The following is a 22,733-nucleotide window of genomic DNA, read 5'->3' on the forward strand; positions in this document are numbered from 1 at the left end:
TACATCCAGCGCGCAAATTCCGAAACGACGAAGAAGAGATCCGAGGATCCTAGATGCCGAAGATGACGTTCATCGAACGTGACGGCCGCACGAAGACGGTGGAAGCACCGTCCGGGCTGTCCGTCCTGGAAATCGCCCACCGGAACGACGTCGATATCGAAGGCGCCTGCGAGGGCTCGCTGGCCTGCTCCACCTGCCATGTGGTGATTGACGACTCTTGGTATGCCCGTCTGGAAGAAGCGAGCGAGGACGAGGAAGACATGCTCGACCTGGCCTTCGGTCTGACCAAGACCTCACGCCTGGGCTGCCAGATCATCCTGACCGAGGAACTCGATGGCCTGACCGTCAGGTTGCCGGGGGAAACCCGCAACATGCTGTTGGAATAGAGCCGCCGGCCGTGTCCAGCAATCCGTCTGTTTACGAGACTCTCAAGTCCGCCGCGACGGCGTCGTGGGAGGGCTACATCGGGCATCCCTTCGTCCGTCAGTTGGCGCGGGGAGAGCTGCCCGAGGCCTGCTTTCGCCACTACCTTGGACAGGATTACCTCTTCCTGCTGCACTACAGCCGGGCCTGGGCCCTGGCCGTGGTGAAGTCGCAGGACGTAGAGGATCTGCGCCAGTCGGCGGCGGCGGTCGACCTGTTGCTCAATCACGAGTTGGCCCTGCATGTCACCTACTGCGAGCGTTGGGGGCTGCGCGAGGCCGACCTCGTTCGCCTGCCGGAAGCCGATGCCAATCGTCTCTATACCCGCTTCGTGATGGATACGGGCCTCAGCGGCGATCTGCTCGACCTGTTGGTGGCCTTAAGCCCCTGCAGCCTGGGATATGCGGAGATCGGCCGGCGCCTCGCAGCCGACCCGGCGACACGGCTGGAGGGCAATCCCTACCGGGACTGGATAGAGATGTACGGCGGCAGCGAGTTCCAGGAAGGCGCCGAACTCTGCCGGCAACAGCTGGAACGCGTCGCGAGGGCGAGAGGTCTGACCGGCGACCTGACGGCCAACCCACGCTGGCCGGCGCTTCGGCAGCTGTTCGAGACGGCCTGCCGCCTGGAGATCGGCTTCTGGGACATGGGCCTCTTGGGCGCCTGACTCTCGCGGCGCCTGAGACCGGTCCGTTTTGCCAAGTCTGGCCGAGGCTGTCATGATTTCTGCTGGAGGTCTGGCCACGCTTCGGCGACCTGCGGCCAGGACCGCCAGAAGGTAACGCCCTCATCCACGCAGCGGGGTGTCAGACAATGCAACTGCCTCTCGAAATCGCTTTCAAGGACCTGGACCACTCGGATGCGGTGGAGGACCGCGTGCGGCAGGAGGCCCAGAAACTCGACCGCTTCTTCAGCCACATCACGTCCTGCCGCGTGGTTGTCGAGGCGCCCCACAAACAGCACAGCAAGGGGAACCTCTATCGGATCGGCATTCATCTCACCGTGCCGCCGAGCCGGACCATCGACGTCACGCGCGCTCATCCAGGAGACCCGCGGCACACCGACATCAACGTTGCGATCAAGGACGCTTTCAAGGCCGCCGCGCGCCAATTGGAGGATCACGCACGCCGGTTGCGCGGCGATGTGAAGACCCACGGCGAATAGGCGGCCGTCGTTCAGGTCTCTCGAGAGCGCTCGTCCGCTTCGAGCAGAGCCCGCAGTTCGGTCTTCAACACCTTGCCGTAGTTGTTCTTCGGCAGAGCGGCGACGAAGCGGTAGCCCTTCGGCCGCTTGAAGCGCGCGATGTGCTCGAGGCAGAGCCGGTTCAACTCGTCTTCGCTGGGCGCTGCTGTCTTGCGAGCGACCACGACGGCGACCACTTCTTCTCCCCAGTCCGGATGCGGGCGGCCGATCACCGCGACTTCGGCGACCTTCGGATGCCGGAGCAGGACCTCCTCCACTTCGCGCGGATAGATGTTCGTGCCGCCGGAAATGATTACGTCCTTGGAGCGGTCCTTCAGGGTCAGGAAGCCGTCTTCGTCCAGGCTCGCCATATCGCCGGTGTGCAGCCAACCGCCTTTCAGCGTCTGTGCGCTGGCGGCTTCGTCCTGCCAGTAGCCCGGGATCACCGAAGGCCCGCGCACCAGCACTTCACCGACTTCGCCGGGTGGCAGACTGCGGTCGTCTTCGTCGGCGACCCGAAGTTCGACCAGCATCTGGGCACGTCCAACCGAGGCGAGACGCGTCTCGTAGGCCGGATGGTCGATCTCCGCATGCTGGTCGCGCGTGAGCGAGGTGATGCACATGGGGCTTTCACCCTGGCCGTAGATCTGCACGAAGCGGTTTCCGAAAACCTCGAGGGCTTGTTTGAGGTCGGTGACGTACATCGGTCCGCCGCCATAGACGAGCGTGTTCAGGTTGGCCGTCGGGGCCGAGTCTGCATCGGCGTGCTCGACGAGACGTTTGATCATGGTGGGGGCGAAGAAGGCCCCGAGACCTCGATAGACCTTCATCAGGCCGATGAATTCGGCGGGATCGAACCCCCCCGACTCCGGAATCACATGCAGTGCGGCTTGCGCCATGTAGGGGAAGTTGTAGAGACCGGCGCCGTGGCTCATCGGCGCGGCGTAGACGAGGGCGTCGTCTGGCCCGACGGCATCGACATCCGGAAAGTAGCAGGAGGTCATCGTCCAGAGATTACGATGGGTGATCATGGCGCCCTTCGGCCGGCCGGTGGTGCCGCTGGTGAAGAAAAGCCACGCCAAGTCGTCCAGGTCGCGATCGGCCGGGTGCATCGGATCGCTTTGCAAGAGCTGTCGGTAGAGCGGTGCCTCGACCTCGATCACCTCCTGCAACCGATCGAGGCCGGCGCTTTCGCTCCGAATATCCGTCGCCAGATCGGGGGTCACGAAGCAGAGACGGGCACCGGACTTGCCCAGCATGTAGGCGAGTTCTCTCGGGTGCAGCTTGGCGTTCATCGGCACCGGCACAAGGCCGGCCCACCAGCAGCCGTAGAGCACTTCAAGGTAGGCTGGGCAGTTCTTCATCGCGAGGGCGACGCGATCGCCGGGAACGAGGTCGAAGCGTCCGCGCAAACTGGCGCCGAGACAGGCTGCCCGTCGCGCCAGGGTGCTGTAGGTCGTCGGGGTGCCGGCACCCTGGACGATGGCGGCGCGTTCGCCGCGACCACGGGCGGTCCGGACAAGAAGCTGGACGAGGTTCATTTCCAGGCCGCGCTGCGTACTATCGTAAAGCTTGTTTCAATCATAGGGCGCGCAGTCTGTGCAAGAGAGTGGAGGTGAGGCAAGGGCATGGCCGTTTCATTTTGCACTGCAGCGCGTCATAATCCCGGTTACGGCCGCAGATCAGTGAAAGGCCAGACCCTCCAATGCCCTTGACGCGCCGAACCTTGCTCCAGCGACTGGCTGCCGCCGGGCTGCTGGCGACGACGCCAGCCGGCGTTGGCCGTGCGGTCGCCGATCAGGCGAGCTTCTTCCGGATCGGGACCGGATCGACCGGCGGCACCTACTTCCCGATCGGCAGTCTTCTGGCCAGCGTGATCTCCAATCCGCCCGGCAGCCGCGGCTGCGACCGGGGCGGCAGTTGCGGTGTGCCGGGACTGATCGCCGTGGCGCAGTCGACCGAGGGCTCGGTCGCCAATGTGGCGGCGATCGCCGGCGGCCGGCTGGAGTCCGGGCTCTGCCAAGCCGACGTCGCTTTCTGGGCCTTTCATGGCGAGGCGGTGTTCGAGGGGAACGAAAGGGTTACGAAGCTCCGCACGCTGGCCAACCTCTACCCGGAGGCCATTCAGTTGGTGGTGCGGGCCGATGCCGGAATTCGCTCGGTCGAGGATCTCAAGGGCAAGCGGATCTCGGTCGACCGAGAGGGCTCGGGCACTCTGGTTGATGCACGTCTGGTGTTGGCCGCCTACGGCCTCGACGTCGAGGACCTGGAGGCTCGGTACCTGGCGTCCGGTCAGGCCGTCGAACTGATGCGCAAGGGCGAGCTGGAAGGGCTGTTTCTGGTGGCCGGTACGCCTACGGCGGCGATCGCGGGCCTTGCCGAGACGACCGCGATCCAACTCGTGCCGATCAGCGGAGAGGAAGCCATCGTGATCGAGCAGAGCTGGCCTTTCTTCAGCCATACGACGATCCAGTCCGGCACCTACCGCGGTGTCGCCGCGACTCGGACGCTCAGCGTCGGCGCTCAGTGGCTCGTGTCGGCGGATCTACCCGACGACCTGGTCACCGGCATCACTGCCGCTCTCTGGCATCCGGCCTCGCGACGACTGCTCGATACCGGCCACCCGAAGGGTAGACTGATCGAGCTCGACACCGCGCTGAACAGTCTGGGCGTTCCGCTGCACCCCGGAGCACTCGCCTACTACGAGCAGCGTGGGATCACCTTCCTCGACGAGGAGTACGATCCGGCTGAAGAGCCCTCGACCTCCGAGCTCGACGTCGTTCCGCAACTTCAGCACGAAGGGTTTGGGGAAATCGAGTAGCGGCTGAATGCCGCGTTCCCGAAGATTTCCCGCCGATTCCAACTCCTCATTCCCTCTCAAGTCGGACAGGCCGGTGTCTTCCTACGACAACCGGGCTCGATTTATTTTCCGGACCAGGATTCGGTGCTTCCGACACTTAAGCATTTCCCTACTGCGGCGATCTGCATTACAACCGGCGAAGTCGATCAGTAGAGACGCTTTTGCCGGAGGCGGTTGTCGTGGTTGCGAGTATTCTTGCTGGCCGTTCCAGCTCCAAAATCCTGTACGACCCTTTTCCCCATCTGATCGTCACCGATGCGCTCGAGCCAAGCTATTACGCGGAACTCTCGGAGTGCTATCCGGATTTCGAGACGATCCGCAAAGAGCGAGCGCTCGAGAGCAACAAGGCCTATCTGCTGAACGCCGTCGAGGTGGTGCAGAATCCTCGGATGCCGTCGATCTGGAGAGATTTCTTCACCTACCACGCCTCGGACGATTTCTTCCGGGAATGCCTGGCTTTCTGGCAGCCTGCGATTCGCCGTGTCTATCCGGACATCGAGCAGGTCCTTGGAAGGCCGCTCGACGCCGTGACCACGGCGATCCGGCCGGACAAGGCTGGCTTGGCAGCCTCTGGCAAGGAAGCGGCCAACATTCTGTTGGATGTACAGTTCGGGGTCAACAGCCCGGTCACCGCGGAAAGCAGCGTGCGCGGCCCCCATGTCGACAAGCCCTGCAAGCTGTTTGCCGGGCTGCTCTATTTCCGGCATCCACAGGACGAGGCGCCTGGCGGTGACCTCGGATTCTATCGTTACCGGGGCAATCGCCGGGTCTTCGATCGCCACTACAATATTAAGGATCGCTGCGTCGAACGGGTGGCCGAAATCCCCTACCGCGCGAACACTCTCGTCATGTGGCTGAATACGCCCGACAGCCTACACGGCGTTTCACCGCGCAGTTCGACCCGCTTTCCACGGCGCTACGTCAATTTTCTTGCCGAGTGCTACCAACTGAGCGGCGAGGGTTTCTTTCCCGTCCGACGCTCTTTTGCGGACCGGATCACCGGTGCCGTTGCCGGCAAGCTAGCTCGCCGTCTCGGCAGCAACCGTGGTGGCGGTCCCAGCCCGACCGCGTGATCGGGACCGGGAGTCCTTCAGCTGTTCCGCCTCAGTGATCCGGCAGCTCCCAAGGCTCGATCTTGGCGGCTTCGACCCAAACCTGCATCGGCGGCCAAGCGAACAGGGCCTCGACGTAAGCCTGGCAGGTCGCATCGAGCGGTACGCCGTAGGTCCTGAAGCGCGAGGCGACCGGCGCATAAATGCAGTCGGCGATCGATGGCCGGCCGAACAGAAACGGCCCGCCGTCTCCGAAGCCGACACGGCATTCCTGCCAGATCTGAGCGATGCGGTCGATGTCGGCCTGGCAAGCGCGACTCGGTGTTCTCGGCTTGCTGGCCCGTATGTCCATCGACATCTCCTGCCGCAAAGTGGCGAACCCGCTGTGCATTTCGGCACTGACCGCGCGGGCGAAAGCCCTCGCCTGGCGCTCGGCAGGCCAAAGTCCGGCAGCGGGGAAGATCTCGTGCAGGTACTCGGCGATCGCCAGCGAGTCCCAGACGAGAAGCTCCCCATGAAGCAGGACCGGCACCAGGCCGCTGGGCGAATGGGCGAGAAGCTGGGAGCGTGTCTCCGGCTGATCCAGCGGAATCAGGATTTCCTTCGCTTGAGCGGGCGTCATCGCCAGGACGAGGGCCGCCCGCATGGACCAGGAGGAGTAGTTCCTGTTGCCGATCACCAGGGTCATTGCGCCGGGAGTCCCGCTGCTTCCAGCTTCCGGCTTTGGGGAGGTGATTTCCGTCTGCGCCTCTGACATTCTCTGCCCTCTTTTTTCGGCTTTGCCCACGGTCGCGCGCGCCGGGTAGGTGTGGCGATTTCTGGCTTGCCGGACGGTCATCCGCAACCGCAGGAATTCTTGGTCGATCATGAGCGAGTCTTATACCGTTATCGTCAACCCGACAGCTTCGGATCATTTGATCGAAACGGCCGATGCGCCTGTCGAAGTTGTGGCGCTGACGAAAGCAGAGCTGGAGAGCTGGCTGACAAAAGCGGAACCGGTCGAATCCGCCTGGGTTGAAGCGCTCGGTTTTTCGGCGGACCCCGGTAAACAAGCTCTGTTGCCGGCGGCCGACGGCAAACTGACGCGGGTGCTGCTCGGGGTCGAGGAGCCTGTCGATCTCTGGGCCTTCGCGGGTCTGCCCGAAGCCTTGCCGGAGGGTGATTATCATCTCGCCGCGCAAAGCCCGCGGGCACTTGCCGAAGCGGCGGCTTTGGGGTGGGCGGTCGGAGGCTACCGCTTCCGGAGATACAAGACCAAGGACAAGGCGCCGGTCGCGCGCCTCGTCTGGCCGGAAGGCGTCGATCGGGCGGCCGTCACCCGCTTGGCCGCCGGTGTCGGCTGGGTGCGCGACCTCGTCACGACACCGGCGGAAGACATGGGGCCGGGCGATCTCGAGCGCAGCGCGCGCAGTTTGGCGACAAGCTACGGTGCCCAGATCTCCGTGATCTCGGGTGCGCAGTTGCTCGAGAGCGACTATCCGGCAATCCACACGGTCGGACGTGCCGCCGGCGACGGCCGCGAGGCGAGGCTGATCGATCTGACCTGGACCGGCAGCCAGACCGGTCCGCAGGTTACCCTGATCGGCAAGGGCGTCTGCTTCGACAGCGGCGGGCTCGATCTCAAAAGCCCGGCCAACATGAAGCTGATGAAAAAGGATATGGGCGGTGCCGCCCATGCGCTGGGCCTTGCCTACCTCATCATGGATGCCGGTCTGCCGCTCCGCCTGCGGGTTCTGGTCCCCGCGGTCGAGAATGCCGTGTCGGGTGAGGCCTTTCGACCGCTCGACGTGCTGCGCACCCGCCAGGGCTTGACGGTCGAGGTCGGCGATACCGATGCGGAGGGGCGCTTGATTCTCTGCGACGCCTTGGCCGAGGCGGGTCGCGACCGTCCCGATCTGTTGCTGGACATGGCGACCCTGACCGGCGCGGCGCGGGTTGCCCTGGGCACGGACCTGCCGGCGCTCTTCAGCAACAACGACGATCTCGCCGCCGCCGCGCTCGCCGCCGCGGCGCGGGAGGCCGACCCTCTTTGGCGCTTGCCCTTACACCAGCCGTACCAGCGCTTTCTCGAAAGCAAGGTCGCGGATCTCTCGAGCACCGGTAGCAGTGGCTTCGGCGGAGCGATCACGGCGGCCCTTTTCCTCGAACGTTTCGTGCCGGAAGGGGCGCCTTGGATTCACGTCGACCTGATGGCCTGGAACACGGCGGGACGGCCGGGGCGGCCCGAAGGCGGCGAGGCCCAGGGCCTGCGCGCGCTCTATGCTCTTGTGCAGACGACCGTCGAGCGCGGGAGCTGGCGCTGAGACCGCCGAGACGTCGCAAGCGGATGACAGACCGCCGCCTCCGGCGAAACTCCAGTCGGGCGGTTGCCTATGCTAAGCTCTCATTTCGGATGAGAAGGGAGCCGGCGAGGTCTGGGGGGAGCGATGTTTCAGAACATTTTGTGTTGTGTCGACGGATCGAAGCATGCTTTGCGCGCGGCCGAACATGCCTGTGCCCTGGCTCAGAAGTTCGGTAGCGCCTTGACCTTGATGACCGTCGCCAAGGAACTGAAGCCTAGCGAACAGGTGAAGCGTTTCATTGAGTTGGAGCATCTTTCGGGTGAGCCGCAGTACGTGCTCGACGAGTACACCGAAACGATTATGGACAAGGCCAAGGATGTGGCGGAGTCCTGCGGACTGAAAGGGGTCAAGACGGAGATCAAGACCGGAAATCCGGCGCGCGGAATCATGGAGTATGCCGAGCGCCGGAAGGTCGACACCATCGTCCTTGGCCGGCGTGGAATGGGGGATGTCGAGGGGGTGCTGCTCGGCAGTGTCTCGCACAAGGTGGCGAGCCTGGCGAAATGCACGGTCGTCACCACCCGTTGAGCGGACCGCCATGGAGATGACGCCGCAACAGGCCTTGGCGCTCTACCGAGCCACGGGATCTGCCGTTTTGGTACGCGACTGGCCCGATCTCACACAGCGCCAACTCGCGATTCTACTCGACGTCTATCTCTCCGCCCCGCCGCACACGGTGCGCGGTCTGGCTGAGAAGCTGGGGATTTCGAAGCCGGCCGTGAGCCGGGCGCTCGATCGCCTGGGGCAGCTTGAGTTCGCCAAGCGCAAGATCGACGAGACCGACAAACGCTCGATCCTGGTACAGCGCACCGTCAAGGGGTCCGTCTTTTTGAGGGAATTCGGGGACCTCGTCAGCGCCGTCGCCCGCGATCTGTAACGGCGCAGGCCCTTGAAAGGTCGCAAGGCGCGCCGCTAAATCGCCGGCGCGGCCTGTCGGTCGGCACAAAGGTGCCGTTCGATCTCGACGGTCGAATGCTCGATTTCGAAACGCGCAGCCAAACGTTTCTTGATCGCTCTGATCACCTCCTCGGGCTCGGCCGTTGCCTCGATCCTGGCGTGCAGGGTGACCAGCGGCCTTTCCTGGGACAGAGACCAGGCGTGGACGTGATGGACCTCTCGAACTTCTGGCACCGCGGCGAGCAGGTCGTCCGCGATGACGTCATGCCGTAAGGTCTTCGGGGCACCCTCCAACAGGATGTGTCCAGCGTCGCGGAGCAGCAGGACGGCGCTGCGCAGGATCAAGCCCGCGACCAGGAGGGACAGCAGCGGATCGATCGGTATCCAGCCGGTCCAGAGAATGACGCAAGCCGCGATGATCGCCGCGACCGACCCGAGCAGGTCGCCGATCACGTGACTCATGGCGCCGCGGATATTGAGATTGCCGCTTTCGGCCCGATGCAGAAGCCAGAACGCGCCGATGTTGACCAGCAGACCGAGCAGGGCGATCGCCAGCATCGGCCCGCCCAGAATCGGCTGCGGATCGGCCAGCCGCTGCAGCGCTTCGATAACGATCCAGAGACAGAGCGCGACGAGTAGAACGCCATTGACGAAGGCAGCGAGCACGGGCACCCGGTCGAAACCGTAGGTGCGTGCCCGGTCGGCCGGACGGCGTGCGATCCGAAAGGCGAACCAAGCCAAGCTGAGGGCCGCGAAATCGGTCAACATGTGGCCCGCGTCGGCGAGTAGGGCCAGCGATCCGGAGAGCAGCCCGCCGACGACTTCCACCAGCATGAAACTGCCGATCACCAGAGCCGCCAGGCCGACCTGTCGTTCGTTTCTGTGCCCGTTCCCGTGCCCGTGATTATGACCCTTTGCTTGCGTCATGCGGCAGAGGTGGGCCGTGCCGCCAGACCCGTCCAGGTTATAAGGTTGCGGCGCGAGAGCGATTATCGCCGGACCAGAGTGCCGAGGCCCTTGGTGGTGAAGATTTCGAGCAGCAACGCGTGCGGAACCCGTCCGTCCAAAATGACCGAGGCCTCGACGCCACCCTGCACCGCGTCCACGCAGGTTTGCAGCTTGGGGATCATCCCGCCCGTCACCGTGCCGTCCGCTTCCAGGCGCGCGACATCTTCGACCGTCAGGTCGGTCAGCAAGTCGCCTTGCTTGTCGAGCACGCCGATCACGTCGGTCAACAACAGCAGGCGCGCTGCGCCGATCGCCGCCGCGACCGCGCCTGCCACGGTGTCGGCGTTGATGTTGTAGGTCTCACCCTCGGCACCCACACCGATCGGGGCGATCACCGGGATCATGCCCGACTGCTGCAGGGCCGCGAGGACTTGCGGGTTGACCTTGACCGGTTCGCCGACGAAGCCGAGATCGAGGATCTGCTCGATATTGCTTTCCGGATCCCGCTTGGTCCGGCGCAGCTTGCGGGCCCGGATCAGGTTCCCGTCCTTGCCGGACAGTCCGATGGCCGTGCCGCCCGCCTGATTGATCGCCGAGGCGATGGACTTATTGATCGTGCCCGCCAGAACCATCTCGACCACATCGACGGTTGCCGCGCTGGTCACACGCAGCCCGTCGATGAACTCGGTCTCGACATTCAGGCGCTCCAGCATGCGGCCGATCTGCGGGCCTCCGCCGTGCACCACGACAGGGTTGATGCCGACCTGCTTCATCAGCACCACATCGCTCGCGAAGATGTTCGCCAGCTCGGCATCGCCCATGGCGTGACCGCCGTACTTGATGACGAAGGTCTGCCCGGCGTAGCGGCGCATGAAGGGCAGCGCTTCGGTCAGGGTGCGCGCCGTGCGCAGCCAGTGCTTCGTCTCGGCGATGTTCTTGCGGATCTGGGTCATGGCGCCGCGGACTTTAACTAAGCGGCTCCCGCAATGCCAGTTCGCCCAATCCGGCACGCAACTCGGCGATGCCGCTCTGCTTGACGGCCGAGGTGACGGCGATCTCGGGATGGGCGGCGACGTGGCTTGCCAGCTCCTCCCGGCAACGTGCCAGCAGCGCTTCCAGCTCCGCCGGCTTCACTTTGTCGGCCTTTGTCAGTACCACCTCATAGACCACCGCGGTGGTATCGAGTTCCGCCATTACCTGGCGGTCGTTGGGTTTGAGGCCGTGGCGGGCGTCGATCAGCAAGAGCACGCGGCGTAACTGGGCCCGGCCGCGGAGGTAGTCGCGGGTCAGCCTCGTCCACTGAGTGATGTCGCTTTTGGCCGCCTGCGCGTAACCATAGCCCGGCAGATCCACCAGCATCAGCCGGCCGCCGAGATCGAAGAAGTTGAGCTGTTGGGTGCGGCCCGGTGTGTTGGAGGTGCGGGCCAGCGTCTTACGGCCCGTCAGCGCATTCACCAGTGACGACTTACCGACGTTGGAGCGACCCGCGAAGGCAATTTCCGGCAGGTCGCTGGCCGGGAGTTGGGCCATCTGCGCGACCGAGAGAAGGAAGCCGCAGGGGGCGGCGAAGAGCCGCCGGCCCGCCTCTTGCAGTGCCTCCCGTTCGGCAGGATCGCCGGGCTCCGCTCCGAGATTCGCTCGGGGGGTCGCTGTGGGCGCGTCGTCCTCCGGCTCCACGGTCCGCTCCTCAGGGCTTGCGGCGTTTGCCGTTACCCTTGGCCGAGCGCTTGCGTTCGCGCTTGCTGGGACCAGGATTGCTGGGCGTGGGATTATCGGGAGCCGCATCCGCGTTTGCGGCGGTCTTCTCGCTGTTCGTCGTTTCCGCGGCGTCCTCGTCCTGGTCCGTGGTTTCGTCGTCCTGCCCCTTGTCTTTGCCCAAGCTGCGCATGTGCTTCGGCAAGATGTCTCGGCCCTTGTTGCCGAAGGGGACGCCTGCGCGCTTCATGATCACGGCTTGCTGCAATACGGACAGGGTGTTGTTCCAGGTCCAGTAAATCACCAGGCCCGCCGGGAAGGTCGAGAGCAGGAAGGTGAAGACGATCGGCATGGCCAGGAAGATCTTGGCCTGCATCGGGTCGGCCGGCTGCGGGTTCAGCTTCTGTTGAATGAACATCGAGATGCCCATCAACAGAGGCCAGATTCCGAGGTTGAGGATGTTTAGAAGGCCGAGTTCCGGAGCGTCCCAGGGCAGGAGGCCGAAGAGGTTGAGGACAGTCGTCGGGTCGGGGGCGGAAAGATCCTGAATCCAGCCGAAGAAAGGCGCATGGCGCATCTCGATGGTGACGAAAAGCACCTTGTAGAGCGCGAAGAATACCGGGATCTGAATAAGAATCGGCAGGCAGCCCGCAAGTGGATTGGCGCCTTCCTTTTTGTAGAGCGCCATCATTTCCTGGTTGAGGCGCTGCTTGTCGTCGCCGAAGCGCTCGCGCATCTCCAGCATCTGCGGTTGCAGCTTGCGCATTCTCGCCATGGCCAGATAGCTCTTGTTGGCCAGGGGAAAGAACACGAGCTTGATGCCGACCGTGAGGACCAGGATCGAGACGCCGAAGTTGCCGATCACGCCGTTCAGCCAATGCAGGGCCAGGAAGATCGGCTTGGTCAGGAAGTAGAACCAGCCGAAGTCCACCGCGAGGTCGAAGCGGTCGATGCTGTACTCTTCGGCGTAGCTGTCGAGCAGAGTGGCCTGCTTGGCACCGAGGAACATACGGGTCGTGACTTCGGCGCTGCCGCCGGCCGGCACGGCCAGCGGCTGATAGATGAAGTCGGTCTGGTACTTGGGGACACCGGCATCCTCCGAGTAGAGGAATCGGCCCTGGACCTCGGTCTGCTGGTCGGGAACCAGCGTCGTCATCCAGTACTTGTCGGTGATACCGATCCAGCCGCCGGTGGAGGCGGCCTGCACCTGCCGGTCGTCGCGGATGTCGTCGTAGGAAATCTCGAAGAGTTCCTCGCCCAACACGCCGATCATCCCTTCGTGCAGGATGAAGAAGTCGAGCGTGGCAGGCGTTCCGCTGCGCGAGATCGCGCCGTAAGGCGCCAGGGTGACTTCGTCGCCGGACTGGTTGATCACGCGTTTGGTGACGGTGAAGAGGTAGTCTTCGTCGATCGAGATTTCCTGGACGAAGGTCAGCCCGGAGTCGTTCTGCCAGGTCAGTGTCGCCGGCTGGTCCGTCGTCAGCGTTCGGACGTCGGCCTCCCAGACCGCGTCGGGGCCGGGAACCTGCAGGCCGCCGACGGACGTCCAGTCGAAGCGCGCGAAATAGGGTGTTGCGGTGCCCACCGGCTGCAGCAGTTCGATATTGGGGCTGTCGTCGTCGATCGTCTCGCGATAGCGCAGCAGGGTCAGATCGTCGAAGCGGGCACCGATCAAATTGATGGTGCCGTCGAGCGTTGGCGTTTCGATTCGCAGGCGCGGCCCTTGCTCGAGCGCCTGGGCCCGGTCGAATCCGCCTGGACCGCCCGGTTCGACTCCGGTCGTCTGGCCATCGAGGCTCGGGGCGATCTCGGCATCGGCGGACCGTTCGGCCTGCAACTCGATCTGTTGCTGCCGCTGCTGAAGCTCGGCCTCGCGCTGCGGTCCGCTGATGAAGACTTCCCAAAGCAGAATGATGCCGACCGACAGGGCGATCGCGAGGATCAGGTTCTTCTGGTCCATGGTGGGGTTATCGGCTCCTGTGGGCTGCGTGACCGCAGGTCGGACGGGGTGAACGTTCTAGCTCCGGCCGTTTTGGCCCGGGCACGGGATCGTAGCCGTCGCCACCCCAGGGATGGCAGCGGGAAATTCGACGTACGGCCAGCCAGCTTCCGCGGATCGGTCCATGCTCACCGAGGGCTTCCAAAGCATAGGCCGAGCAGGTCGGTGCAAAACGACAAGACGGCGGCAACAGCGGTGAAAGCAGCAGGCGGTAAGCCCAAATCAGGCCGGACAGAAACCAAACCAGCGGAAGTCCGAGCCAGCCGGCGAGAGACTTCCGGTTGCCCGGTGCCGCGCTCCGTCGCGTCGTCAACCCGCTCATCGCCCCTTCCCAACAGTCTTGCTACGTGGCCGAGATGGGGGCGACCGGCGGTCGTTGCGAGCCTCCGTGACGCGCTTCAAGGCGGTTTCCAGATCTACGAGCAGATCCTGGTAGGGTCGCGTCAGCGTTCCGGCGCGGGCGATCAGGACGTAATCCATTCCGGCGCTTGCCGATTGCGGCAACAGGAAATCCGCCGCGGCGCGCAGACGTCGCCGCGCACGGTTGCGTTGCACGGCCGAGCCAACCTTCCGGCTGGCCGTGAAACCGACCCTCGGCGGCCCCAGGTCCGGGTCGCCGTCGTCGCTCTTGAATCTCTTGCAGGCCTGCAAAACGAGTCCGGGGGTCGCCCATTTGCGGCCGCGTCCAGCCGTGCGTAGAAACTCGCTGCGACGCTTGAGGCGTGCGAGCTGCTTGGCCGGTCGCTTGGCGCGTAGGTTAGAGACCATTCGCTGTTGCACCGTTTCGTCCGATTCCTCGACCGACCGCGCCGTCCAAGACACCGTGGTTGGCAAGCCGGCAGAGGAAGCAGGACAAAACTCTGCGAAAAGGCGCCGTCAGGCGCCTTTTCACACGGTCGCTTAGGCCGACAGAACCTTGCGGCCCTTGGCGCGGCGGCGAGCCAGAATCTTGCGGCCGTTCTTGGTCGCCATGCGGGAACGGAACCCGTGCCGACGCTTGCGGACCAGCGCGCTCGGCTGATACGTGCGCTTCACCTTGAAGTCTCCATACCACGGAAGCTGTGCGGAATTGCCGAGGGTGTATAGAGTTGCCCCCGCGGAGTGTCAACGTTGCCGGCTGGCAGCACGACTCTTTGGGCGCATCTTCGGGCGCGGACGATCGATGGCTGTGGCCGTCGCATCTGTGATGCTCTCCACAGGCATCACCGATCGGTGATTGGCCGGTGAACGCAACGAAATTTACATCGTTGTCTGGCTAAAACATCCATGGCCTTCCGCAAAAGGCAAGGGGCTCCACAGGCGCCATGACCCAGATCGACGGCAACATCAAGAACGATGACACACCTCAGGAGTCCAAGGACGCGGAGGTGGTGGATCGCAGTGGCGGTCCCGCCTGGTTGCGTTGGTTGCCGCTGGCGGTGCTCTTCGGGGTCGGCGCCACGGCGTGGTTCGTCTTCGATCTGGGCCGCTATCTGAGCTTTGAAGCCTTGGCCGAGAACCGTGGATGGCTGCTGGACCAGGTCGAGCGCTATGAGCTGCGCACGGTCGCCGTTTTCATCTTCGCCTATGCCTTGGCGACAGCTTTCTCCATTCCTGGCGGAGCCGTGCTGACGGTTCTTGGCGGCTTTCTCTTCGGGACGCTGCTCGGCACGGTCTATGTCGTGACCGGTGCGACGCTTGGATCCGTCGCAGTCTTCCTGGCCGCCCGCACGGCCTTGGGCGACAGCCTGCGCAAGCGGGTCGGCGGCACCCTTAAGCGGATGGAGGCCGGCTTTCGCGAGCATGCCCTCAGTTACCTGTTGGTCCTCCGGTTGATTCCGATCTTTCCCTTTTGGCTGGTCAACCTGGTTCCGGCCTTCCTGGGGGTGCCCTTGCGCACCTATGTGATCGGAACGCTGCTGGGCATCGTCCCAGGGACCTTCGTCTACGCCAGCCTTGGCAACGGTGTCGGCGCCCTGTTCGATCAAGGCGAAACGCCGGATATCGGCATCATCTTCAGTCCCGACATCCTGACGCCGATTCTCGGCCTGGCGGTGCTTGCGCTGCTGCCGGTTGCCTATAAGACCTGGAAGGCCCGCCGCGCCGCCGCGAGCTAAAGCCGAAGCCCGTTCCTGTTCGAGCCCGACCTGGGAGTCAGCCATGAAATCTCTGGAACCCGATATCTGCGTGATCGGGGCCGGCTCGGCCGGTCTGTCGATCGCCGCCGGTGCCAGCCAGATGGGTGCCGAGACGGTGCTGATCGAAAAGGCGGAGATGGGCGGCGATTGCCTCAATTACGGCTGCGTGCCCTCGAAGTCCTTGCTGGTCGCCGGCCGTGCCGCGCAGGCTTGGCGGCATACAGCGGCTTTCGGCATCGACACGCCGGAGCCCAGCGTCGACTTCGCCCGCGTGCACGCCCATGTCCGCGATGTCATCGATGGCATCGCGCCGCTCGATTCGGTGGAGCGCTTCACCGGCCTCGGGGTCGACGTGATCCAAGCCGCAGCCGCCTTCGAGGACGCCCGGACCGTCGTCGCCGACGGTGCGCGCATCCGTGCCAAACGCTTCGTGATCGCGACTGGCTCCCGCCCCTCCCTTCCGCCGATCGAGGGACTGGATCGGGTCGCCTATCTGACCAACGAGACGGTATTCTCCCTGACCGAGCGGCCGGACCATCTGATCGTCATCGGCGGCGGCCCGATCGGCAGCGAGTTGGGCCAGGCCTTTCGGCACCTGGGCGCTCGAGTGTCGCTGGTCGAGATGGGCGGGATCCTGCAGAACGACGATCCCGAGCTGGTCGAGGTGGTGCGCCGGCGACTGACCCGGGACGGAGTCGAGCTCTACGAGCAGGCCAAGGTCGCGCGAGTCGATGCCGCTGGAAACGGTGTGGCCGTTACCATCGAGCGCGAGGGGCACGAGGAACGGATCGAAGGCTCTCACTTACTGCTTGCCGCCGGGCGCCAGCCCACCGTCGAGGGTCTCGGGCTGGATATGGCGGGGATCGCCTACGACCGGCGCGGCATTAAGACGGATGCCCGGCTCCGGACCAGCAACAAGCGGGTTTACGCCGCCGGCGATGTGGCGAGCGGCCCGCAATTCACCCATATGGCCGGCCACCACGCCGGGATCGTCATCAAGAATGCCTTGTTCCGCCTGCCTGCCAAGGTTGAAACCAAGGCTGTGCCCTGGGTCACCTACACCGAACCGGAGCTGGCCCACGTCGGCCTCACGGAAGCCATGGCCCGAAAGGCCGGGCAGCAGATCAACCTCCTGCGCTGGGACTTTCACGAGAACGACCGAGCCCGTGCGGAACGCCAGACCGAGGGCCTCTGTAAGGTCGTCGTCACTCCGAAGGGCAAGATTCTCGGCGCCTCCATCGCGGGGCCGCAAGCCGGCGAGTTGATCCAGCCTTGGGTCTTGGCGATTGCCAATGGGCTCAAGATCTCGGCAATGGCGCAGCTCATCGCGCCTTATCCGACTCTGGGCGAAGTCAGCAAGCGTGCCGCCGGTAGCTTCTACACGCCGAAGCTCTTCAGCGAGCGCACCAAGAAGATCGTTCGTCTGCTGCTTCGGCTGCCCTGATGCCGAACTACACGTCGCTCTCACGCGAAGGTGAAGCTCGGTGCGCCATCGTGATTCGAGCTTTCTGCCGAGTAGCTCCATTCTTGCGGCGAAGGGTTTGAGCAAGAAAACCAAGCCCTGACGATTCAGGCCGACCTGGCCTTACATGAACAGGATTGGGAGACGCTCCTCATGATCAAGAAAACGGCGAAGCAGACGGCCCTCGCACTGTCGGTCGCCAGCCTGGCGACGGTTGCCGTGGCGCTGCCCGCGGCCGTGGCGCATGCCCAAGCCGGTCCTGCCGGCCTGCAAATCGCCAGCTGCACGCCTTGCAAGCCCTGCGCGGCGGCCAATCCGTGCAATCCTTGCGCCGCCGCCAATCCCTGTGCGGCGAAGAACCCCTGTAACCCTTGTGCAGCGGCCAACCCTTGCGCTGCCGCGAACCCTTGTAACCCCTGCAATCCCTGCGCCGCGAAGAAGAACTAAGGTTTTCAGCAGAGATTGTTTGCCCGCGCGGCGCGCTCGCCGGACTGATTTTCAATCCGGCGAGCGCGCCGCGCGGCCGTTTATCCGGCCGCTGCGTGTTCCCCCGGGCCGGAAGTGTGTCTGACTGCGGTGGCTGGTGATATAAGGCTTCCATGACCGAGGCTCGTCCGTCGCGCCGCTTGTCCTTGCCGCCGCCGGCCCGCAGCCTGTCGGCGCGGTTGCTGGTGCTGACGGTGCTTTTCGTCATGCTGGCGGAAGTGCTGATCTTTGCGCCTTCGGTGGGACGCTACCGCCTGAGCTATCTCGAAGAGAAGCTGGCAACCGGACATCTCGGCATCCTGGCGCTGGAAGCCAGCCCGGTGGATATGATCGACCCCGTCTCGGAACGGGAAATCCTGAGCCATATCGGCGTCTATTCCGTCGCACTGCAGAAGCCCGGGCGCCCCGGCAAGCTGATGCTCATGATCGAGGAGCCGGTTGGTAGCGTCCAGGCCAGCTACGACCTGCGCGAGGCCGGGTTCTTCGGTTTGATCCGCGACGCCGTCGGCTGTTTGCTTCCGAAGGGCAATCGCGTGATTCGGGTTGTCGGCTGGTCGCCCAAGGGCCCCGACACCCTGGTCGAACTGGTCATGGACGAGGCCCCTCTTCAGGACGAGTTGCGCGCCTTCGGCTGGCGAATTCTGGGCCTTAGCCTCGTGATCTCGGCGATCACGGCCGGGCTCGTCTACCTCACCCTCGTCCGGGTCATGGTGGTTCCGATGCGCCGCCTGACGGAGAACATGATTTCCTTCCGCGACGATCCGGAAGATGGGGCGAGAGTCGTCCAGCCCTCCGGGCGAAGCGACGAGATCGGGGTGGCGGAACGCCAGCTTCACGACATGCAGAAGGCTCTGCGCGCCTCGCTCCATCAGAAGACGCGGCTGGCGGCTCTCGGCATCGCGGTGACCAAGATCAATCACGATCTGCGGAACATGCTGTCGACCGCCCAGCTGATCTCCGACCGTCTGGCCCAATCGAGCGATTCGGAAGTGCGCCGCGTCGTGCCCACCTTGTTCAGCGCGATCGATCGCGCGGTCGAGCTCTGCGGCCGGACGCTGGACTTTACCCGGGAAGGCCCGGCATCGCTCGATCTCTGCCGAGTCGACCTCAACGCCCTGCTGGAGGATGTCGGCAACGACCTGACAGCCGAGACCCGAGACGGCCGACAATGGGATAACCGAGTCGTGCCCGGCACAGTGGTCGAGGCCGACCGCAATCAGCTTTTCCGAGTCTTTGAAAACTTGGCCCGCAACGCCTATCAGGCCGGTGCGGAACGGGTGACGATCAGTGCCCGTCAGCAGAAAACCAAGATCGAGGTCGATCTGGAAGACAACGGTCCAGGCCTTTCCGCACGGGCGCGGGAGCGATTGTTTCAACCCTTTGCGGTTTCGACGCGTAGCGGAGGAACCGGCCTGGGGCTGGCCATCGCCAAGGAACTCCTGCGTGCCCACGGCGGCGATATCCGTTTGAAGGACAGCGACGCGAGCGGCACCCGCTTTCGCGTCCAGCTGCCTCTGCGCCAGAAGGCTCACCAAAGGCGCAACGGCCGCGGTGCCCGGACGGCAGCTTGATGTGGGTCAACGCGCAGAGCGTCGACGGAATGGCTTTATCGACCGCAGCGACAGGAGGAAACCGTTGTCATGATTTTGCGAATCATCATCTGCGTGGCTGTCGGCCTGATCGGTCTGGTCGGTCTCTTCATGGCTGCCGGCACCCATGAAAGTGCGCTCTACGAAGCCGGCTTGATCATGGCTCTCTTCTCGGTTTTCTTCATCTTCTGGCAGATCAAGCGTGGCTATGACGGCGCCGAGAGGCAAGCCGGCAGCACGACTGAAATCTCCCAGGAGCACTAGGGCTTCACGCTTTCGGCGGAAAGGTCAGGACTTCGATCTTGTTGCCGTCGAGGTCGAAGACGAAGGCGCCGAAGTAGTCCGTCATTGCGGCCTTGCGCTCGCCCGGAGGTCCGGCATCCCGTCCGCCCGCCGCGAGTGCAGCCTCGTGGAAAGCCAGGACCGCCTGGCGCGAGCGCGCACGCAGGCCGACATGGTGCCCGCTGTCCGGCGCCGCCGGCGCTAGGGCGGGGCGGGCATTCAGCCAGAACTCCGGATAGCGCTTGCCGAACGCCACCGTCCGTTCGCGCTCGACGAGCAGCGTCATACCGAGCGGTGCCAGGACCTGCTCATAGAAGGCCGTACTCGCGTCCAAATCGGCGACGGGAACGGAGATGTGGTCGATCACGACACTCTCCTCGCTCTAGACGGTCCTCATCCTAATCCAGTGCGAAGACCAGGCACTTGAGGTAGTCGCTCTCCGGAAGCTGAGGATGGACCGGGTGATCAGGAGCCGCGGAGGCGCGGTGGAGGATTCGGGCCGGGCGCTCAGCATCCGCCAGTCCTCTTGCGCACTGTTCGGCGAAAGCTTCCGCGCTGACGTGATGGGAGCAGGAACAGAGCACCAGGTAGCCGCCAGGAGCCACAAGATTGGCCGCCAGCTTGGTCAGCTTTCGATAGCCTCTCAGGGCCGGCGGCAGATCCTTCTTCGACTTGGCGAAAGCCGGCGGATCGCAAATCACCAGATTGAAGGAGTCGCCGGCAGTGGCGAGTTCCGCCAGCTTCCGGAAAACGTCGCCCCGCCGGGTCGCGATCCGATTCGCCACCTTGTTGAGCGCTGCCGTCGCCTCGACCAGCGACAGAGCGCTTTCGGAGCGGTCGAGGGCGGTGACCGACTCGGCGCCCGCCAGTGCCGCCTGGATCGCAAAGCCACCGGAATAGCAGTAAGCGTCGAGCACCCGTGCACCGGGTGCCAGCTGCGCAACCCAGCGGCGGTTGTCGCGCTGGTCGTAGAACCATCCGGTCTTCTGGCCGCGCAGCGGGTCCGCCAGGAAGCGGGCCGCATACTCCTGAACTTCAACCGGCCCCTCGGGCGGGCCGCCTGCGGTGCCGTCGAGCACCCGTGTTTCCTGTTCCAGGCCCTCGAGCGTGCGGGCCGGAGAATCGTTGCGCAAGACCAGTCTGCGGGGCTGCAGCAGCTTATCGATCGCCTCGATCAGCGGCGTCTCCAAGGCCTGCATGCCAGCCGTGTTGCACTGCAGGACGACCGTTTCCCCAAAGCGGTCGATCACCAAGCCTGGAAGTCCGTCGGCCTCGGCATGGCAGAGTCGGTAGTAGGGCCCGTCTATCAGACGCTCCCGCAGGCGCATGGCGCGCTCCAGGCGCTCCAGAAGGAAGACCTTGTCGATCTCGGCCTCGGGATCGCGCGCCAGCACGCGCGCGGCGATCAAGGTATGGCGGTTGAAGCTGGCGACGCCGAGGGCCCGGCCGTCGTGCGTTTCCAAGCGCACCAGCGTACCGAGATCGAGGGCCTTGGCCTCGGCGGTCATCTCCAGTTCGTTGGAGAAAACCCAAGGGTGACCGAGCAGCAGGCGCCGCTCCGCTTTAGACTTCAGGCGAAGACTGGGACGCCCGACCGCCGTCTTACGGTTGGACATTGGCTGGCAGGGCGATACCCTCGCGGCGTGGATCCGCGCCGCCCTCGAGGCTGCCGTCGTCCAGCACGAGGATGCCGTGCAGACCGCTGGTCATCTCGGTCTCTCGCACGACGTGACCCAAAGCCTCCAGCGCAGTCTTGGCAGCAGCGGCGGCCGTGCCGGACTCCAGGTCCGTGGGACCGTTGCGGTTGACCGCGTGAGGTAAATCGATCGCCTCCTGCACGCCCAGACCGTGGTCGAGGACACCCGTCAAAGCGCGCACCACATAGCCGATGATCCGGCTGCCCCCCGGCGAGCCGACGACGAGGCGGAGCCCCCCGCCGTCATCGAAGACGAGGGTCGGGGACATGGAACTGCGCGGGCGTTTGCCTGGCTCGACCCGGTTGGCGACGGGGCGTCCATCGACCTCCGGCACGAAGGCGAAGTCGGTCAGCTGATTGTTGAGCAGGAACCCCCGCACCATCAGCCGCGAGCCGAAGGCATTTTCGATCGAACTGGTCATCGACACGGCCCGTCCCTCGGCATCCACCACGCTCAGGTGGCTGGTCGAGGGCGGCTCGACCTGCATCCAGGTCCCGTTTCGCAGTTCGAGACCCGGCGCGGCCTCGGGCAGGGCGCGTTGTAGATCGATCAGGCTGCCTCGGGCGGCCAGGTAGTCCGGATCGAGCAGGTTATCGACCGGCACCTCGACGAAGTCCGGGTCGGCGAGAAACGCATTGCGGTCGGCGAAGGCGAGCTTTCCGGCCTCGGCAAGCAGATGCAGAGTCCGGGGGTCCGACGGCTCCGCCGTGCCCAGGTCGTGCTGCTCAAGTATGCCCAGCATCTGCAAGACCGCCACCCCCCCGGACGTGGGCGGAGGCATGCCGCAGACCTGCCAATCCCGGTAGTCGCCGCAAAGCGGCGCGCGCCTTACGGCTCGGTAGGCGGCGAGATCGGCTTGCGTCATACGGCCGGGATTCACGGACGCGCCGCGCACGGCCCGCACGATGTCAGCTGCGATTTCGCCTTCGTAGAAAGCATCCGTGCCCTCGGCTGCAATCCGCCGCAGGGTCTCGGCATAGGCTGGGTTACGCAGAATCGTACCGACGGGTCTTGGGTCGCCCCCCGGTGTGTAGAAGTAGGACGCGGCGGCCGGAGATTTCGGTAGCAACCTGTCCCGTTCGATTAAGGCGTGCAGACGCGGGGAAACCAGAAAGCCGGTCTCGGCAAGCGCGATGGCCGGTTCGAACAGGCGCGCCCAGGCGAGCCTTCCATGCTCCGTGTGAGTCAACTCGAGCATTTTCAGGACGCCCGGCACGCCGACGGAGAGGCCGCCGGGCACGGCATCCCAGAAGCCGAGAGGCGTACCATCGGCCGTTAAGAACTGATCGGCGGTGGCTGCCAGCGGAGCGGTCTCACGTCCGTCGTAGGCCCGTGTCTCCCCGGTGTCCGGATCGTGATGCAGTAGAAAGGCGCCGCCGCCGATACCGGAGGACTGCGGCTCCACCAGTCCCAGCACCAACTGCGCGGCGATCGCGGCATCGACGGCACTACCGCCGGCCTCCAGCATCGCGACCCCAGCTCGGGTCGCATGGGGGTTGGCCGCCGAAACCATGGCGCGCGCCGGCGCTTCGGCCTGGAGCTCTTCCACTTGCGGCGCCGCCGTGCTTTGCGCTGCGGTGGGCAAGGGCAGCAGCAGAGCCGAAACCAGCAGGGCACCGCCGAGCGCGCGTGCTAGCGCGCGGCGGACCAGATTGGGGAGGCGGCTGTCAGAGTTGGAACGCACAATGCAATCAGTCTAACG

General features: G+C 64.7%; 25 protein-coding genes. 13 read left to right on the forward strand and 12 right to left on the reverse strand.

The annotated features are described in order from the left end of the window. Positions 1–53: 53 nt before the first annotated feature. The 3 genes from DBZ32_RS12515 (at position 54) to DBZ32_RS12525 (ending at position 1,587) form a co-directional block, all read left to right on the forward strand. Complete coding sequence (locus DBZ32_RS12515) at positions 54–386, forward strand: ferredoxin family 2Fe-2S iron-sulfur cluster binding protein (protein ID WP_119167468.1); 333 nt, start codon at positions 54–56, stop codon at positions 384–386. Between the two features lie 11 nt (positions 387–397). Continuing rightward, entirely contained in the window at positions 398–1,090 is a 693-nt protein-coding gene (gene tenA / locus DBZ32_RS12520; protein WP_119167469.1) for a thiaminase II, read from the forward strand. 146 nt (positions 1,091–1,236) lie between these two features. Then, positions 1,237–1,587, forward strand: a complete 351-nt coding sequence (locus DBZ32_RS12525) for an HPF/RaiA family ribosome-associated protein (protein ID WP_119167470.1) — start codon at positions 1,237–1,239, stop codon at positions 1,585–1,587. Between the two features lie 11 nt (positions 1,588–1,598). Here DBZ32_RS12525 and DBZ32_RS12530 read toward each other — a convergent pair whose 3' ends face one another. Beyond that, a complete protein-coding gene (locus tag DBZ32_RS12530; protein ID WP_119167471.1) occupies positions 1,599–3,146 on the reverse strand; it encodes an AMP-binding protein in 1,548 nt (515 codons plus the stop codon). Between the two features lie 164 nt (positions 3,147–3,310). On the opposite strand from DBZ32_RS12530, the gene DBZ32_RS12535 reads away from it, so the two are divergent. Together DBZ32_RS12535 and DBZ32_RS12540 are read left to right on the forward strand one after the other, a co-directional pair. Then, positions 3,311–4,426, forward strand: a complete 1,116-nt coding sequence (locus DBZ32_RS12535; protein ID WP_208539208.1) for a TAXI family TRAP transporter solute-binding subunit — start codon at positions 3,311–3,313, stop codon at positions 4,424–4,426. Between the two features lie 218 nt (positions 4,427–4,644). After that, positions 4,645–5,538, forward strand: coding sequence for a 2OG-Fe(II) oxygenase (locus tag DBZ32_RS12540; protein ID WP_162906737.1), 894 nt, complete (start codon positions 4,645–4,647; stop codon positions 5,536–5,538). A 31-nt stretch (positions 5,539–5,569) separates the two neighbouring features. Here DBZ32_RS12540 and DBZ32_RS12545 read toward each other — a convergent pair whose 3' ends face one another. Then, positions 5,570–6,274: a glutathione S-transferase family protein gene (locus DBZ32_RS12545; protein WP_235830174.1), complete on the reverse strand. Its 705-nt coding sequence runs from the start codon at positions 6,272–6,274 to the stop codon at positions 5,570–5,572. 109 nt (positions 6,275–6,383) lie between these two features. On the opposite strand from DBZ32_RS12545, the gene DBZ32_RS12550 reads away from it, so the two are divergent. The 3 genes from DBZ32_RS12550 (at position 6,384) to DBZ32_RS12560 (ending at position 8,736) form a co-directional block, all read left to right on the forward strand. Then, positions 6,384–7,820: a leucyl aminopeptidase family protein gene (locus DBZ32_RS12550; protein WP_119167473.1), complete on the forward strand. Its 1,437-nt coding sequence runs from the start codon at positions 6,384–6,386 to the stop codon at positions 7,818–7,820. A 123-nt stretch (positions 7,821–7,943) separates the two neighbouring features. After that, positions 7,944–8,387 (forward strand): universal stress protein, encoded by a 444-nt coding sequence (locus DBZ32_RS12555; RefSeq protein ID WP_119167474.1) that lies wholly within the window; start codon positions 7,944–7,946, stop codon positions 8,385–8,387. 10 nt (positions 8,388–8,397) lie between these two features. Then, positions 8,398–8,736: a MarR family transcriptional regulator gene (locus DBZ32_RS12560; RefSeq protein WP_119167475.1), complete on the forward strand. Its 339-nt coding sequence runs from the start codon at positions 8,398–8,400 to the stop codon at positions 8,734–8,736. 35 nt (positions 8,737–8,771) lie between these two features. On the opposite strand, the gene DBZ32_RS12565 is transcribed toward DBZ32_RS12560, so the two are convergent. The 7 genes from DBZ32_RS12565 to rpmH all read right to left on the reverse strand — a co-directional run bounded on the left by DBZ32_RS12565 (position 8,772) and on the right by rpmH (position 14,433). Next, positions 8,772–9,683, reverse strand: a complete 912-nt coding sequence (locus DBZ32_RS12565) for a cation diffusion facilitator family transporter (protein WP_119167476.1) — start codon at positions 9,681–9,683, stop codon at positions 8,772–8,774. A gap of 62 nt (positions 9,684–9,745) precedes the next feature. Continuing rightward, positions 9,746–10,657: an acetylglutamate kinase gene (gene argB / locus DBZ32_RS12570; protein ID WP_119167477.1), complete on the reverse strand. Its 912-nt coding sequence runs from the start codon at positions 10,655–10,657 to the stop codon at positions 9,746–9,748. Between the two features lie 13 nt (positions 10,658–10,670). Further along, a complete protein-coding gene (gene yihA / locus DBZ32_RS12575; RefSeq protein WP_407923495.1) occupies positions 10,671–11,381 on the reverse strand; it encodes a ribosome biogenesis GTP-binding protein YihA/YsxC in 711 nt (236 codons plus the stop codon). Between the two features lie 10 nt (positions 11,382–11,391). Then, a complete protein-coding gene (gene yidC / locus DBZ32_RS12580) occupies positions 11,392–13,359 on the reverse strand; it encodes a membrane protein insertase YidC (RefSeq protein ID WP_119167479.1) in 1,968 nt (655 codons plus the stop codon). A gap of 7 nt (positions 13,360–13,366) precedes the next feature. Next, positions 13,367–13,720 carry a membrane protein insertion efficiency factor YidD gene (yidD, locus tag DBZ32_RS12585; RefSeq protein ID WP_119167480.1) on the reverse strand — a complete coding sequence of 118 codons (354 nt, stop codon included), beginning with the start codon at positions 13,718–13,720 and terminating at the stop codon, positions 13,367–13,369. Beyond that, complete coding sequence (rnpA, locus tag DBZ32_RS12590; RefSeq protein ID WP_235830175.1) at positions 13,717–14,178, reverse strand: ribonuclease P protein component; 462 nt, start codon at positions 14,176–14,178, stop codon at positions 13,717–13,719. The genes yidD and rnpA overlap by 4 nt, the downstream gene beginning before the upstream one ends. A gap of 120 nt (positions 14,179–14,298) precedes the next feature. Next, positions 14,299–14,433: a 50S ribosomal protein L34 gene (gene rpmH / locus DBZ32_RS12595; protein ID WP_119167482.1), complete on the reverse strand. Its 135-nt coding sequence runs from the start codon at positions 14,431–14,433 to the stop codon at positions 14,299–14,301. A 269-nt stretch (positions 14,434–14,702) separates the two neighbouring features. Between rpmH and DBZ32_RS12600 the strand changes: the two genes are divergently transcribed. The 5 genes from DBZ32_RS12600 to DBZ32_RS12620 all read left to right on the forward strand — a co-directional run bounded on the left by DBZ32_RS12600 (position 14,703) and on the right by DBZ32_RS12620 (position 19,316). Further along, positions 14,703–15,494: a TVP38/TMEM64 family protein gene (locus tag DBZ32_RS12600; RefSeq protein WP_119167483.1), complete on the forward strand. Its 792-nt coding sequence runs from the start codon at positions 14,703–14,705 to the stop codon at positions 15,492–15,494. Between the two features lie 43 nt (positions 15,495–15,537). Further along, entirely contained in the window at positions 15,538–16,959 is a 1,422-nt protein-coding gene (locus DBZ32_RS12605) for a dihydrolipoyl dehydrogenase family protein (RefSeq protein ID WP_119167484.1), read from the forward strand. A gap of 171 nt (positions 16,960–17,130) precedes the next feature. Beyond that, the gene (locus tag DBZ32_RS12610; RefSeq protein ID WP_119167485.1) at positions 17,131–17,424 is read left to right on the forward strand and encodes a hypothetical protein; all 294 of its coding nucleotides are present in this window, start codon (positions 17,131–17,133) and stop codon (positions 17,422–17,424) included. A 152-nt stretch (positions 17,425–17,576) separates the two neighbouring features. Then, the gene (locus DBZ32_RS12615) at positions 17,577–19,034 is read left to right on the forward strand and encodes a sensor histidine kinase (protein WP_119167486.1); all 1,458 of its coding nucleotides are present in this window, start codon (positions 17,577–17,579) and stop codon (positions 19,032–19,034) included. 69 nt (positions 19,035–19,103) lie between these two features. Continuing rightward, positions 19,104–19,316, forward strand: coding sequence for a hypothetical protein (locus DBZ32_RS12620; protein ID WP_119167487.1), 213 nt, complete (start codon positions 19,104–19,106; stop codon positions 19,314–19,316). Positions 19,317–19,320: 4 nt separating this feature from the next. Here DBZ32_RS12620 and DBZ32_RS12625 read toward each other — a convergent pair whose 3' ends face one another. The 3 genes from DBZ32_RS12625 to ggt are packed head-to-tail and all read right to left on the reverse strand — an operon-like array spanning position 19,321 to position 22,715. Then, positions 19,321–19,701 carry a VOC family protein gene (locus DBZ32_RS12625; RefSeq protein ID WP_119167488.1) on the reverse strand — a complete coding sequence of 127 codons (381 nt, stop codon included), beginning with the start codon at positions 19,699–19,701 and terminating at the stop codon, positions 19,321–19,323. Between the two features lie 31 nt (positions 19,702–19,732). Further along, positions 19,733–20,950: a class I SAM-dependent rRNA methyltransferase gene (locus DBZ32_RS12630; protein ID WP_119167489.1), complete on the reverse strand. Its 1,218-nt coding sequence runs from the start codon at positions 20,948–20,950 to the stop codon at positions 19,733–19,735. After that, positions 20,937–22,715: a gamma-glutamyltransferase gene (ggt, locus tag DBZ32_RS12635; RefSeq protein ID WP_235830176.1), complete on the reverse strand. Its 1,779-nt coding sequence runs from the start codon at positions 22,713–22,715 to the stop codon at positions 20,937–20,939. The genes DBZ32_RS12630 and ggt overlap by 14 nt, the downstream gene beginning before the upstream one ends. Positions 22,716–22,733: the final 18 nt, after the last annotated feature.

The sequence above is a fragment of the Algihabitans albus genome, assembly GCF_003572205.1.
GTDB classification, from domain to species: Bacteria; Pseudomonadota; Alphaproteobacteria; order Kiloniellales; family DSM-21159; genus Algihabitans; species Algihabitans albus.

Excerpts from the sequence above, each read along its gene's own strand:
- DBZ32_RS12515 (WP_119167468.1), top strand. The coding sequence starts at position 54 with ATGCCGAAGATGACGTTCATCGAACGTGACGGCCGCACGAAGACGGTG.
- DBZ32_RS12525 (WP_119167470.1), top strand. The coding sequence starts at position 1,237 with ATGCAACTGCCTCTCGAAATCGCTTTCAAGGACCTGGACCACTCGGAT.
- DBZ32_RS12530 (WP_119167471.1), bottom strand. The coding sequence starts at position 3,146 with ATGAACCTCGTCCAGCTTCTTGTCCGGACCGCCCGTGGTCGCGGCGAA.
- DBZ32_RS12535 (WP_208539208.1), top strand. The coding sequence starts at position 3,311 with ATGCCCTTGACGCGCCGAACCTTGCTCCAGCGACTGGCTGCCGCCGGG.
- DBZ32_RS12545 (WP_235830174.1), bottom strand. The coding sequence starts at position 6,274 with ATGTCAGAGGCGCAGACGGAAATCACCTCCCCAAAGCCGGAAGCTGGA.
- DBZ32_RS12550 (WP_119167473.1), top strand. The coding sequence starts at position 6,384 with ATGAGCGAGTCTTATACCGTTATCGTCAACCCGACAGCTTCGGATCAT.
- DBZ32_RS12555 (WP_119167474.1), top strand. The coding sequence starts at position 7,944 with ATGTTTCAGAACATTTTGTGTTGTGTCGACGGATCGAAGCATGCTTTG.
- DBZ32_RS12560 (WP_119167475.1), top strand. The coding sequence starts at position 8,398 with ATGGAGATGACGCCGCAACAGGCCTTGGCGCTCTACCGAGCCACGGGA.
- DBZ32_RS12565 (WP_119167476.1), bottom strand. The coding sequence starts at position 9,683 with ATGACGCAAGCAAAGGGTCATAATCACGGGCACGGGAACGGGCACAGA.
- argB (WP_119167477.1), bottom strand. The coding sequence starts at position 10,657 with ATGACCCAGATCCGCAAGAACATCGCCGAGACGAAGCACTGGCTGCGC.
- yidC (WP_119167479.1), bottom strand. The coding sequence starts at position 13,359 with ATGGACCAGAAGAACCTGATCCTCGCGATCGCCCTGTCGGTCGGCATC.
- yidD (WP_119167480.1), bottom strand. The coding sequence starts at position 13,720 with ATGAGCGGGTTGACGACGCGACGGAGCGCGGCACCGGGCAACCGGAAG.
- DBZ32_RS12600 (WP_119167483.1), top strand. The coding sequence starts at position 14,703 with ATGACCCAGATCGACGGCAACATCAAGAACGATGACACACCTCAGGAG.
- DBZ32_RS12605 (WP_119167484.1), top strand. The coding sequence starts at position 15,538 with ATGAAATCTCTGGAACCCGATATCTGCGTGATCGGGGCCGGCTCGGCC.
- DBZ32_RS12610 (WP_119167485.1), top strand. The coding sequence starts at position 17,131 with ATGATCAAGAAAACGGCGAAGCAGACGGCCCTCGCACTGTCGGTCGCC.
- DBZ32_RS12615 (WP_119167486.1), top strand. The coding sequence starts at position 17,577 with ATGACCGAGGCTCGTCCGTCGCGCCGCTTGTCCTTGCCGCCGCCGGCC.
- DBZ32_RS12620 (WP_119167487.1), top strand. The coding sequence starts at position 19,104 with ATGATTTTGCGAATCATCATCTGCGTGGCTGTCGGCCTGATCGGTCTG.
- DBZ32_RS12630 (WP_119167489.1), bottom strand. The coding sequence starts at position 20,950 with ATGTCCAACCGTAAGACGGCGGTCGGGCGTCCCAGTCTTCGCCTGAAG.